This window comes from Pseudomonas sp. FSL L8-0168, from assembly GCF_037976155.1.
Classification (GTDB): domain Bacteria; phylum Pseudomonadota; class Gammaproteobacteria; order Pseudomonadales; family Pseudomonadaceae; genus Aquipseudomonas; species Aquipseudomonas paracarnis.
Map to the genome: position 1 here is coordinate 782,641 of NZ_CP150262.1, position 13,504 is coordinate 796,144.

Genomic DNA, 13,504 nt, shown 5'->3' on the forward strand with positions numbered 1-13,504 from the left:
ACTTCCAGATCGAGTGTGTCGCCGCAGGCCAACTTGATGGCCGACAGGAGATCGTCAGTCAGCGGTATGATCAAATCGCCAGTGCCATCAGCTGCATCCTGGCATTTTACTTTCCAGCGTATTTTTAGCCTTAGGTTTCGGGTTTATTATTTTCTCCAGGTGGTCAGATGACAGAGGCAATTTATGACCCAGCAGACTCGCTGGTTTGTTCTGAGGCCGTAGCTGTATTTTTGGCTGATGCACACGACACCGGTGACGCGGCTTTCATTGCCGAAGCGATGGCCGTTGTTGCACGCGCCAAGATGCGTATCGAGGCAGATGGCCGAGGTCAGGGGTCATCGTCCTGAACGTGTGTTGCTAGTAGCAACACCTTAACGCTGATCACCTGGTGAAAAGCAGCCTCCAGAACCCCCCAGCTCCGTACAGGACGGTTCGCATAATGTATATTATGTTAAATTAAGTGTTATGCCTTATAGGTTCATGAGCTACGTAAGTCACTGATTCGACGAATTCGTTTTTACGCCTACTCTCTCAACGGGCCATGTCCATAATAGTGCTCTGAAGTAAAAATCCCCCTAGATTCTCTCTTAACCGCCAAAATGCAGCTAAGTACGCCTTAAACGTCGTTTTCTTCAAATCCAGCCTCCCTTGCGTCACTGTACGCCTTATTCTGCATTTACTTCCAAACCCTACAGATCTATTCATTCAGACGGAAAACCGTGGAGTCAGGATGGGCTGAGCGTCTTCTACGGCAACTTCGTCGGTGGTAAATGTCAAAAGTATAGTCCGTGGCTGATCAGTGTGGCCTCTGCCTGAGAATCTGAGTTGCATGTAGGCATAAGCCTGACATTTACTTCAGGAACGCGCGCCTTAGGATGAGTTTTGCTTCACAATCGAGAGCCAAAGCATCAACTTAACTTCAAGCCCACATGCCTCACCATCAGATTTTCTGCAAGTCTGCATTTTAGTGGCTACTAGGCACCAGCTTTGGAGCAAGTCCAACCCTCATCGGGTCGCGACAGCGTCAACTCAAGGCTATTTTTGCTGAGGCAAGAAAATGAAACCCATTCAGGAGCGTGCCGAAATCTACCAAATGTACCCCATAGTACTTCCTAACCGCCTCTCTGTAGCCCATGTAGGCGGCCGCTTCATCTACATCGATCGGCATGAGCCCCGCGACGACGACACACCGTGGTTTTTGGATCTGCCCCTCAATATCTGGCCGCAGCTTCCGACCCTTTTCAATGGCGGAAGCCAATTCAGGATGGGGTATCCATCTATCCGGAGGGCTCACCAACCCTTCCAGGTCAGGTTTACCGACACTGTCTAAGCTGCCACGGGTCATTAGTGCTGCATCAGGCGACCTTACCGTCAGCACCAACGCTTCATGGCCGTAAATGATTGGACTTCCTACACTGCATGTGGATTGTGCAGCCAGAGGCGGATCGAGAACGCCGCACTCCGGATGCTGCAAACATTTGATCACGAGATTTATGTTATCGCTGAGGAAAGACTCCCACTTGGATGCGCTGATATCTTGCGCCAGCATGGTTCCGTAGTGTTGGATCAGACGGTGCAGCTCGCCCCGCTCCACCGACTCCCGCATTGCCTTCAGATCTTCTGGCAGTCCAAGAGGCGAGCCTAGAGTGTATTCTTGCAGACTAGCTAGATAATCTCGCTCAGCGTGATCAGGCGCAGTTAAGTAATCACGCGCGCTATCACCAGAGTAAATTAGCTTGGGTATTAGTTTATTTACAATTTCATCGTAAATGTATGAGCTGCGAGCCTCCTCTTTTTGGCGATTCCAAAAAACATCTGCAAGGTTGAAGGCCTTTCTGAATTTTTCAAGACTCTCTTCAGAAACACACACCACGCTTCCGCGTCTCGACAACTCGCCTCTGAAATTGATTTCGATTGTATCAACACCCTTGTCGAGCTGGAGCGCTCGGAGTACGCCGTTAAGGAATGACTTGAACCCAAGCCCCTGGGCACAGGAATTGAAAAATCGGGAATCGAAGACACGTTCGATGTGTGAGATCGCCGAGCTGAGATCACTTGGCAGCGGCACGGCAAAGGGCTTTGGCAGCCGATAGACGATACGAGGGTAAGGCTTCTCCCGCTGCGTGAGATCGAATATTGAGCCGGGATTGTTAACTGTTGGCCAAGTTTCAATTCGGTCTGCGAAAATCCTCGCAAGCACATGAGTGTGAACGACTGATGAGCCGGTTGGAGGGGCTTCAAGGCCCTTAGGCGACGATATTTCCAGGTCGACGTAGATTGCTCGATTTTCAACCCCTTTCCGAATCCTGGGCCCCGACAGGCTTTTCGTCCGTCCGCGACGCTCCTTCTTTTTTTGGGGGCTTTCATCACTGTCATCTTTCACGCGCTGCTCCCTTGGCCTGAATAAACTAATTATGCCTCACCCCTTCGTGCCCTACCCTTTGTTCCCGCCGTTTGTGTAAGCGGCGAAGCTGGCAAACCCAGGCTTCACCAAGGCATTGCACTTGGATCTTCGCGAAGCAGGCATTTTGATATGGGGGTGGGGTGTAAACCAGTTTTCCATACTGTAAACCTTCGTGGTTTACATTATGGAAAACTGGTTTACATCATTAGGGTGTGGCTGACTTGGAGGCCCTGAGCCGAATTAGGCTCGACATCTGACACGCTTCTAGAGCGCTGCTCGAGGTCACTCAGGCAACAAACCCATGCTCCAATCGCCTGATAAACTCGATGGCCGCATCCGCTTCCAGCCTGGTCGCGACCATAGCGGCAGGAGCTTTGCCGCCAAATGCTTTTACCGGACGTGACATCCAGTGCATGGCTGCGTCAATATCGCCGCAATACAAGCGCTTCGCGGCGTCGAGCACTTCCAAATAACGGGCCTGTTGATCGGGGGGCAAAGTGCTCATCAGTACGCTCCTTCTGCGGTCTAGTCCTAGACTACACCATCGCCATCCGCTCACTGTCTCCCCTTCATAGGCGAGCCTGGCGCCATTTTCAGGCGTGCCTATTACTACGATCCCGGCAGGTGGTTACGTTGGCCTGAGGCTGGCGTCTCAGGAAATGTGTAAACCAGTTTTTTGACGTGTAAAGCGGGGTGGTTTACACATCAAAAAATTTGTTTACACACCGAGTCGAGGGCGGTTTCAAGCTAGATCTTCATTTCTCTCCCGGATTCCCTCCCCGTCCCCCACTGCGTATCAGCACGCTTTGACCCAAGCCCACAACACCATCGTTTCGTCATTCGCATGCTCGCTGCAATCGCTCGGCAAAAAGAGGCAGATAAAGCTCAGACTCGGCTATCGTCTTTCACCTTCCGTTCTCCAACACTTCAGCTTCCAAAATTAATCCAGCATCCTTTCTCACGCGCCTCGCTTGATTGGCCCACGCCATCATCGTATGGTCTCCGGTTTGACAGGGAATTCACTTGGAGTTGCCTGTTCTCGCGTACCACGCAAGTCGGCACAAATCGGACAAGGTTGTTCACGATGGCAAAAAAGCCCAGATACTTGCAGTCGCCCATGGGTGTCGGGCAGGCACCTTCAACAAGCGGGACGGTGGTGCTCGGATAGTAATCGATAAATTTCCAGATGCTGATCACCGCTCCTATAGGACACTCGAACTCGCACCAAGCTCGACGTTGTCGGCCTAACGCAAACCCGAACTCTCTATCCCTCCTGATACGGACGTCATATGGAACTGATTCTGCTTCCAAAAAAATCTGAAGGCCTCTGCCTTGAAAAAATCTATCAACGAGCATTGAGCAAATCGAAAGAGCTTTACATTGTCAGCGCATATCTCACGGAATGGGGTATCGCAGAGGAGCTCGGGAGCCAGTGTGAGTCGTTTCTTTTCATCGTTGGTAAAGACTTTGGTATTACCCGAAAGGACGCCTGCAGAGCAGTCATGAAGTGGCTCCCTGCCGATCGCCATCAGGAGTTCATGGTAGCGGAATCAATCAATGGGTTTCATCCCAAGGCAATGTTCTGGAAAGAACTTGATGGAAGGTGTTATGCGTTACTAGGCTCATCCAACCTGACCCAGGCGGCGTTCTCCACCAATTTCGAGGCCAACGGCTTTGCCTGCATCACTGACGAGCAGTTTCAGCTGGCATCTGAATGGATCGAAAAGGTCTTCGAAGTCAGCGTCACGCTGAATGAAACTTGGCTCGATAAGTATCATGAAGCTCGCCAGCCTGCAGATAAGAACGGCGAAAAGGGAGCGAAACCTGACGCGAGCATAGAAGCCTATCGGCTTCCACTCCCAGCGATACGACGACTCAAAGGCTATAAATCGTACCTTATCCAACGACGTGATCAGATGAAGGTGTTCCGCAAGAACAGGGCTACATTAGTGGAGCTTTTTCGGACGACTAGCAGAATCAGAAACTGGAATCAGACTCGCATTGATGACTTCTATTACAAGATGTCTACTCTATGGTTCTTCGGTGAAAATGGGAGCCGATTTCAAGGTAAAGGTTGGGAGCGCAAGGGGCGAAACAGCGATTTTCGCGAGCTTTCAAAAAGTCTTGTCCGCGTGATCGATGCTCCTTTTGCCGCCCGAGATAGGATGGTGATCCAAGAGATAAATCGTCTTACGGTCATGAGGAATCCGACGAGGGGTGCGCTGTTTTCCGAGATGCTTTGCCAGTTGTTCCCAAACTACTATTACGTTCTTAATCGCCCAGTTCTCGACTGGTTCGCCAGCTTGGATATTGCATTTCCGCGAGGGCTCAGTAAGGGCGAGCGATACGTTAATAGAGCTCGCCTGCTGCGCGCGGCTCTCAAGCGTGCAGATGATTACCCTGCAGAAAATCTGGCGGAGCTGGATTGCCTCATCTGGTTCGCTAGTACCTTGAGCGCTTAAAAGCAGTCAGTACAAATATCACCCAAGCGCATGGTCTCCATTCACGCTGGCGGCCATACAGCATTTTCACTGAGTGATCATCTCTCCGAGCGCAATCCCGCGTTCGACGCTGGCTCAGTGGGTCGGCCAAACCGGCGTGCAGCTCCAGCCACTGGTGGATGCACTGCGGGAGGTCGTACTCGCGCGGCGGGTTGTGCATGCCGATGAAACGCCAGTGCAGATGCTGGCGCTCGGTGAGAAGAAAACGCACCGAGCGTATGTCTGGGATTATTGTACCACGCCATTCTCGACGCTGAAGGCGGTGGTCTACGACTTCAGTCCCAGCCGTGCCGGCGAACATGCACGTAACTTCCTGGCACATGGAACGGCAAGCTGGTCTGCGATGACTCCGCGGGCTACAACGCCAGCTTCGAGCTGGGCATCACCGAAATTGGCTGCATGGCCCACGCCCGCCGCAAGTTCTTCGACCTGCATGTGGCGAACAAAAGCCACCTGGCCGAACAGGCTCTGCACTCAATCGGCGGCCTGTACGAGATCGAGCGGCAAGCCAAGGAAATGAACGATGATGACCGCAGGCGATTACGGCGACGGCGATCAGTTGGCTAATAGTTTTCATGGTAGTTACTCCGGTCGTAATCAGGAATTTGAGGCCGGGTCGTTCAGATAACCTTGATCTGGTAAACCCGTTGCAGTCGTGTTTCTGCATGGGTTTAGATTACGGGCGGGGCGTGAGGCGTCGTTAGCGCAGCAGGCCTTCTTGATCATCCTTTTGCACTCGTTCAGAGCAACGTTCACATCGAAGAAACTAGCACGCTTAGTAGTCGTGATTCGCAGACAATCAGCCTGGTGTGGACACTTAATGCTGATGGAGAAAGTAAGGTAACCAGGATTGCATTGCACCACTTGCACCACAATGGCTGGCGCAAGCCAAGCGTGCTAATGCATCATCAGTTGATCAATACCCCTTTTGGATGGCTCTCCTGTATGAAGACGGATCTCAATCACCAGTTAATCGTCGTTTCTGAAGACGGGGAGCAAGGCCGGGAAGGCTCGGTAGCACGCAGCCTACGCGAAACCCGAGAAATGCTCTTCAATGAGAAGTATCCATGGAATTGGGCAAACGCTTTAGCATTCCGGGCAGCGGAAAACGTAGCGAACAGGATTCAATCTGTACCTGACGAAATCGCCATAATTTCGACAGAGGCATCGGCCTTATTCTCCTTCCCCCCAGGACATCCAAGACGAAAACTGGTTTACGCCCGGCACCCCTCCTCCTCGACCCTTTACTATCCAGTCGCCAGTTTTCATCGAAAAGCCTTCGAACATAAATTCGCCGAGGCCATTCGCCTGCTTACATCCTTAGGCGCCAAAAAAATAAGAGTCGAGCACGAAAAAGGATGGGGGCGTGGCTTTGGTGTTGATTTTTCAGCGAGCGTACCCGAGGCAAACGCGCAAGGTTCGGCAGGCTTTTCATCCTCAAATAAGGCCGATGAACGCCTTCTTTTTGTGGCCACGTTGAAGGGGCACGCCGCGCCAAAAATTCCCGATAATCTTGTGTGGTTTCCTCACGAGCCCGTGTGGCAGCAAATTGCCAGAGATCGAATCGACTGCGGACTTGAGGACTTCGATCTGACAATTAGTTATTCGGATAATTTTGGCGTGAACGCCAAACTCATCGCGAGTCTGACCAAAGGATCATTCGAATTGGGAGGGACATTCGAGGAGCACGAAAGCACGACTTGGCGTATCACCGGAGAGTTTAGCCAACCTCTCGATTAAATCGTCTCTAGCTCTCAGGTTCATCCCTCCAGCATTGGCTGTTCATGTCTGCTGAAAATAACCGCTTGGCCGGTCTCTGCCGGTCACGGCGGCTGAGCTCGGCGAAAGGCGCTCTTCTAGTGTCTAACGACTCAGGGATAAATCACGGCTCTCGAAATTTCACGGACGAATGGCCCACTGTCTGGCTAGCCGGAAAATCCCTAGTGTAGTAGCTTTGGGCTACTACGCTTCGTCATTCAACTGCCGCGCAGGCAGCGTGGAATGCCTCCTTCCGATGGGATGTTTTACCCGTTTGGAGAGAGGTTTGCTCTGGCGAGCTTTCCCCACCTAGTCTGATATGGATATCAAATGCCAAATCTGATTTGCATCGATGTAGTCGACCAATCCCTTATTGAGCAATTTTCTGCCGATGGGGTCGGTTTTCCAGACCGCACCATGTTATGTCCCGAAACTGGTGTGCTCGATACTTCCGTGTTGGAACGGATGATCGGCATGTCCAGATCTCTTCGCCGGATCGAGCAGGCGAACGTGAAACCCGGATTTCGAGTAATGGACTTTCAAAAGACCTCCATTGGTCGTCTGAAGCTCCTACTCAAGGACTTGTTCAACCTCCAGCAGCGCTTGCTCAAAAAGTCGAAAAGAATTGACGGATACCGCAGCTGGGAACGAGTTGTCATGAACGACATAGACCCGACCTGGCACGAACTCAAAGGCGCAGTGGTGCAGCGTTTCGGTGAGCTGACTCAGGAAGACCAAGACACTTTGAGCACCATGCTCGAAAAACGGCTTGATTGGGTTGATAGCGGGAAGAACTGGGAAACCGGACTAAAGGACTTCATTAAGAGTCGCACGTACGTCGATCAGTTAGGTGGAATGGTGGGGATCCTGTTCGATCGATTGGCGAGCTGGAACGAGCTCGACAACGAAGAGCGTCGAACGCTGGCAGATGGCGTCTATGCCATGGCCACGCCTTTCGGCCACGAGCTACTGGGTATTTTCTTGACGTGCCAACCTGAGCTGATGGGGTACTACTCCACGATGCTGGAGGACGAGAGGAAGGCCAGACGGGTTGGCGTGATAGACTCGGTAGAGCAGCCAGGTCAGACAGCGACACCCGTCGAGCCGCCGATTGCATCAATACCCCCCGCCGCACCCTTGAGTCTGTATGCCCTCTATGCTGAGCTGTTTCAGTTAGCCGAGCAGGCAAAAACTGATTCAGGCAACCTTCACTATGCCGAGCAAATCGAGGCGCTGATCTCCTCAAACCTTCCTCGTCTGAAGGAGGAATACTCACTCAGCGATGATACGGTTCGCAAAATACTTGGCGAGTGCATCGACGTTCTGATCAAAATTGGTCGTGAGCTGTCACTGCAGAATTTCGATGACGAAGAGTTTCTAATGGCCTTTAAAACGGCCTGGCTGGAGTTCTTCAACGAGCGTTTGCAGGATGAGGTACCGGAAACTTTCTTGGCTGATTTGACCGACGAGCGTGAAGTAGAATCGGTAGAACTCAAGACCCGTCTTGAGCAAGCTCAAGCGCAGTGCGTCCAAATCGAGAACGACTTGGCTGGTTTCAACGAGAAACTCAAGGTTGCCAATTTTCGTGAAAAAGGTGAATTGCGCAGCAGCATTACCGAGGCAGAAGAGTCTCGCGTCAAGAGCAATAGGCTGCACCAAGAGGTGGAGCAGCAAGGATGTGACCTGTTGCTGCCACCCGGGTACCGGCTTGATTCACTCTCGGCAGACGGGCAAGAAATTGATCTGACACCGGTCGCTTATCACCCCTCCACCAAGGCTGCCTTTACGGCTTGGTCACGAACGTCATCTGCTGATCTGGCTACTCCGCCCCTTCCCAATCCTCTTGGTACACAAAGTAAAACCCCTGTTGGTGATATATCGCCGGCCTCTGTGGTTGGTTTAGGCGCGGATGAAGCTGACGCAGGCGATGAAGAGCCTCCGACCGCTGACGAGCCACAACAAATGGCTGCTCCCGAGGCTGCCTCAGAGCCAGCATCTCTTCCCGAGCCTGAAATCAACATAGCGCTTGAGCCCGCCGTCAATTTTGTTGATCCGGTTGAAAGACAAGACGCAGCTTCAGATCCGACTCTCACCAGTATCGAGAACGATGTAGCTGATGAGTCAACTATGCAGGAAGCGTCGGAAGATGAAGTCAATGTCTCTCGATTCTTCAACAAGCCAAGGGAAACCCTAGAGCGGCTGCAGCATTGTCAGCAGACGATGGATGTCGTTCCCGCGATTGCAGTAGAAAACATCGCATTGCTTTGGTTGAAACGCGGGCAGCTTCCACTGGCCAGCAAGACGCTGGAAATTGCAGGTCGAATGGGCCTTGCGGGTGATCTGTTGTCGCTGCCACTGGTTCAGGCGGCATACCATGGCATGCACGTTTGGCGTGGTGACTCTGCGACCGTAACCCGGGTTCAGCAGAACCTGCATCAGCTGTCCTCGGAGATCATTGAAAGCTGGATTTATCGACGCCCAGGTGGACGTGTTGTTCCCTACCTGGTGTTCGCCGCTACACTTCAGCCCACGTTGTTCTTCGGAATGATGACCAACGCGCCACGCTTGCTCGGCTCTGTCCTCGGCAACTTCGATGGCCCGGTGTCCCGGTTGATCGAAGAAGTGGTCAGTTTCTCCAGCCACAATACTCGTCTGGATGTGGATACCCTGCGTGAGCAACCCACAAGCAACGACAAAGAGGCGCGTGACAAACTCGCCGCCCGTCTTGTTGAGTGGCAAGACCGTATTTTGAACAAACAGACCGGATGGGCTCCGGCTCGCAAAGCCATGAAGGAATGTTTGGCACGTGAAGACTTTGATCTCACCTACAAGAGTATCACCAGAGACGATGCTTCACGGATAGACGACGTGCGTGCGTTTGCCGATCTGTATCGAGACAAGGATGAGCAGTCTCGGCTGATGACGGCTGAAATTCACAAGATGATGAACGAAAGCACCTCCGCTCCGCAGATCGAAGGCAACGCTAAAAACTGGTTCCTACGGTCAATCGACGAGATCGTTGACGTCGCCGATCGGTGGGTCGAAGGCCATAGCCTACTAGGTCGACGAACCAGCGAAGTCAGTAAGTTCGCCCCACGCTTCCTCACGATGCTTGCGGCGGCTTCCGCCCACCTGGAGCAGCGCCTCCAGAACACTGAGGATCCAGAACAGCAAGCCGGCTTGCTACTTGCCATCAGTGTGCTCCAACGCATCAACAAAGTGGCAGAGCGGCATGAAGAAACGATTTGGGAGGTCTCCCGAATCAATGGCTGGCTTCAGTGGCCTTCGGAATGGCTGGCCACCTCGCCAGACGACAATCCTCATCATCAATTGGCCCTTTTGACGAGCCTGCTTGAAAAGGGCGTCAGCGATCTGGAACTTGCCGATCAAGCGCTGGAACGTAAGAACTTCCGTCATGCACTGCTTCTGACCCTCAACCATGAAGACGTCCACAAGGGCTCAATGGCGGAGAACATCGAAGCGATCAAGCGCTCGTTCTTGGAAGATGTTCGCCAATGCAACCTGCGAAGCGATCAGATAAGGGGGTTGCTGGATAACGCGAACATCGCCTCGCTGATCGACGATGAACGACATTACCAACTGCGTGGCGAGCTTGAGCACCTTCAGGATCAACTCAAAAGCCTCAAGGCGCTGGATGACATTGGCGAGATTCACCACAGCTTAGACACCCTTGAGTCAAGCATCGTAACCAAGTTCACGACCAAGAAGCAGGAGCTTGAGGCATCCCTGGATTCACTCGTTAACCAAGCTTTGGTTGATCGCGGGGTGGATTGGGTACCCGCAGTGTGGCAGGAACAGATCCGCTCGGCGCTCAATACACATGACACGACCGTCGCCGAGGAGATGCTTGAACATCTCAAGCACTCGTTGGACAAAGGCGAGGCGCTGCAAAGCGAGACCGAATCTGGTACTGAGCTGCTCAAGCGCTTTCTCCTGCTTGAACCACAGCTCCATTCAATGCTGAGTCAGAATCGCAATCCTCGTGAAGTGATCCGCCATGTTTCCAGCGCAAGCTTGAAAGGTTTGTCTTTGGACACCTTGCCTGCCTACTACAAACTGGCCATCGAGGATCTGATCAGCCTGCGCCGCCGCGTCAAGTCATTGGACAAAGCAACCTACGAAGAGCTGGTACGCATTCTATATGCCTTAGGTCTTGAGGCCGCGACACCCTTCTTTAGCAATGCGACCTCGCAGCGTACCGCCTTCTCCTCGCGAAGCCACATTGCCCACCTCACCTTGAACGTGAGACGGCATGATACGGGGCGTGGGATCGTGTTCTTCAACCAAAAATCTGAAGAGCAGGCCCTCAACGTATTGATTGCCAACGGCGAGTGGACGCTCACTGAGCTTCGCACACTGCTGACCGAGCAGACCCAGTTCCTGCACGAACGTACGGTGTTGATATCGGCAAAAGAGCTTTCGAACGATGAGCGCAACGAGTTGGCCAAGTTTTCAAAACAGCAGAAACATGCGCTACTCCATGTCGATCCCGTCCTGATGACCATGTTGGCTGGTCTCAACGTACCGGATCACCAACGGCTCAAGACCTTCCTGCAACTAAGCTTGCCATGGACGTTCAGTAACCCGTACACCGGCAACCAGATGCAGCCGGCGCCACCGGAAATGCGCTATGGGCGCCAGAAAGACATTAAATCGCTGACCACCATGCGTAACGGTGCAGCCATGATCTTTGGTGGCAGGCAACTGGGTAAAACAACGCTGCTCAACGAAACACGGCGTTTGTTCCACAACCCTGAGCTTCGTCACCATGCCTTCTTGTACCAAATGGATGGAGACCTGGATCGCGCCAACCTTTCTGGCAATGAGCTCGAAAAACACCGGAATCGGGTTTGGCAGATGATTCACCACGCTGCCGTCACGAGCGGTTTGGTCAAAAATTCGTCCCCCTCAGACGCTGATGGGATGGTCGATGAGCTGCGGGATTATTTTTCCAAAGACAACCCAGATGCGCTTATGGTTTGTCTCGACGAAATTGATCCGATTCTGGGACTTGATGCTGCGAACGGCTTCCGCATTTTCCGTGAGCTCAGTGGCTTGGTGAACAACAGCAATGGCCGGTTCAAGGTCGTAATTGCGGGTCTGGAGAACGTACGCCGGTTCGCTGACGCCCCGAACTACCCGCTGCACCAGCTCGGCAGTGCTATTCAGGTCTCGATCATGAGCCCTGCAGAAGCGCTTCAGCTCATTCGCGAACCACTGGGGCATTTGGGTTATGAGTTCGAGTCTCCCTTGCTCATGAACAGGATTCTTGTCGAAACAAACCGCCATCCCGGCCTGATTCACATTGTCTGCCATGAACTGATCCAGACCCTGAATGCACGTCACAACCGTCGCGTGGGATCGGTCACCATCACCGCTGAAGACATCGAGCAGATTCGAAAGGATCCGAACATTCGACAGCTCATCTGCGACCGCTTTGACATCACGCTGAACCTTGACCTGCGTTACAAGTTGATTGCCTACAGCCTGATCTCGCAAAGCACCAGCAGCTTCTCTCCCAGCCGTGCGAAACTCATTGTCCAGGAGTGGGCTCCGCATATCTTCGAGCCGATGACCGATGCGCAGTTTGAAGCGTTTCTGGATGAGCTGTGCGGCCTAGGCGTACTTCAGTACATGCGGCGCATCGAGGGCGGCAAGGAATACGCTCTGCGCAATACCAACATCATGAACTTGGTGGGCGGCCAACAGAGCATCGAAGACAAACTGCTGGCTGCAGTAGATGCGATCAATGAGAACGACCCATTGTCCGCGCACGCATATCCGGTTAACGCTACACGCCCATCCCCGCTTACGCTGCGAGACGAGAAATTGCTCATCAGCGAAGAGGTGCGTGAAAAGCCTACATTTGGTGCCATTGAGGCGCGCTCTTCAAACTACTCCGTCGGCATCATCACAGGGTCGGAGGCCTTGGGGCTGGATCCTCAGTGGATGCTTGAGTCTCTCCTGGCAATTGGGGAAGAGGAGCCTGTTCTGACCACCAACCAGAGCTCTGGCCGCTACGTTCCAGCTCACAAAAGAGACACCGATCTCGGCTCAGCCAGTGAGTTCAAGAAGCTGTTGGTCGAGAGTGTCATTGGTGTTCAGTCGCTTCGCAAGAACATCATGTTCTTCGTTGAGATTACAGGTGAACAACCGATCAGTCTGACGTTGGATCTGCTTGACGTTGCACACGAAGCACGACTGAACACCAACGCCAAACGCAACCGCGTTCGGGTCATTTTCCTCATGTCGCCGCGAGCCCTGTGGCAGTGGGAATCTAATCCTCAGCTCACCCAAGGCCGAGAAACCATGCAGCCCTTCATCGCCTTGGATGTCTGGAAGAAGACCGCAATGGCGCACCTGCTGAACAAGCTAAACCTTGAGAACACTTCAACATCGACCAACACCTTGGAAAGCTATAGCCAGGGATGGTACTTCTCCTTGGACAGGCTGTTGGCTGCCAAGAAAAAGAAATCCGATGTAGTCAAGGTGAGCGGCTTCGGTGCGGCCTACACATCTGTGCTTCAAGCCAAGCCCAAGAGCATGGAAGAGTTCCTCGGAAAGACCGGCGTAACCGCTGTGAGCTGGGGGCGGCAAGTGCTGAGCGCGCTGTGTGAGCAAGAGCGCTTCGATGAAGAAGATATTGAGTTGCAGCTCATGGATGACTATGGGGATGTCGATCCACAGCAGGCACTTCGTTGGTTGACTCGCTTGCGCCTCATCGTTCCTTGCAGAGTGGCTAAGAAAAATTTCTATCGCATTCCTGAAAGCATTAAGGCTGCCCTGCTCAGCAAGGCGCCTCAAGAGGCCAAGGCCTAAT

General features: G+C 52.9%; 5 protein-coding genes and 1 pseudogene. 4 read left to right on the forward strand and 2 right to left on the reverse strand.

The window, feature by feature from the left end; all coding sequences use genetic code 11:
• Nucleotides 1-1,024 precede the first annotated feature (1,024 nt).
• Together MHH62_RS03255 and MHH62_RS03260 are read right to left on the reverse strand one after the other, a co-directional pair.
• Nucleotides 1,025-2,383 carry a hypothetical protein gene (locus tag MHH62_RS03255; RefSeq protein WP_339232447.1) on the reverse strand — a complete coding sequence of 453 codons (1,359 nt, stop codon included), beginning with the start codon at nt 2,381-2,383 and terminating at the stop codon, nt 1,025-1,027.
• Nucleotides 2,384-2,690: 307 nt separating this feature from the next.
• The gene (locus MHH62_RS03260; RefSeq protein ID WP_339232448.1) at nt 2,691-2,909 is read right to left on the reverse strand and encodes an antitoxin Xre/MbcA/ParS toxin-binding domain-containing protein; all 219 of its coding nucleotides are present in this window, start codon (nt 2,907-2,909) and stop codon (nt 2,691-2,693) included.
• Between the two features lie 784 nt (nt 2,910-3,693).
• On the opposite strand from MHH62_RS03260, the gene MHH62_RS03265 reads away from it, so the two are divergent.
• The 4 genes and pseudogenes from MHH62_RS03265 (at nt 3,694) to MHH62_RS03280 (ending at nt 13,503) form a co-directional block, all read left to right on the forward strand.
• Nucleotides 3,694-4,866 carry a phospholipase D family protein gene (locus MHH62_RS03265; RefSeq protein ID WP_339232449.1) on the forward strand — a complete coding sequence of 391 codons (1,173 nt, stop codon included), beginning with the start codon at nt 3,694-3,696 and terminating at the stop codon, nt 4,864-4,866.
• 91 nt (nt 4,867-4,957) lie between these two features.
• Nucleotides 4,958-5,463: pseudogene (locus tag MHH62_RS03270) on the forward strand (IS66 family transposase); the annotation flags it as partial.
• 387 nt (nt 5,464-5,850) lie between these two features.
• A complete protein-coding gene (locus tag MHH62_RS03275) occupies nt 5,851-6,645 on the forward strand; it encodes a hypothetical protein (RefSeq protein WP_339232450.1) in 795 nt (264 codons plus the stop codon).
• A 348-nt stretch (nt 6,646-6,993) separates the two neighbouring features.
• Entirely contained in the window at nt 6,994-13,503 is a 6,510-nt protein-coding gene (locus MHH62_RS03280) for a hypothetical protein (RefSeq protein ID WP_339232451.1), read from the forward strand.
• Nucleotide 13,504: the final 1 nt, after the last annotated feature.

Coding starts and splice junctions, on each gene's coding strand:
- MHH62_RS03275 (WP_339232450.1), top strand. CDS start 5,851: ATGAAGACGGATCTCAATCACCAGTTAATCGTCGTTTCTGAAGACGGG.
- MHH62_RS03280 (WP_339232451.1), top strand. CDS start 6,994: ATGCCAAATCTGATTTGCATCGATGTAGTCGACCAATCCCTTATTGAG.
- MHH62_RS03260 (WP_339232448.1), bottom strand. CDS start 2,909: ATGAGCACTTTGCCCCCCGATCAACAGGCCCGTTATTTGGAAGTGCTC.
- MHH62_RS03265 (WP_339232449.1), top strand. CDS start 3,694: ATGGAACTGATTCTGCTTCCAAAAAAATCTGAAGGCCTCTGCCTTGAA.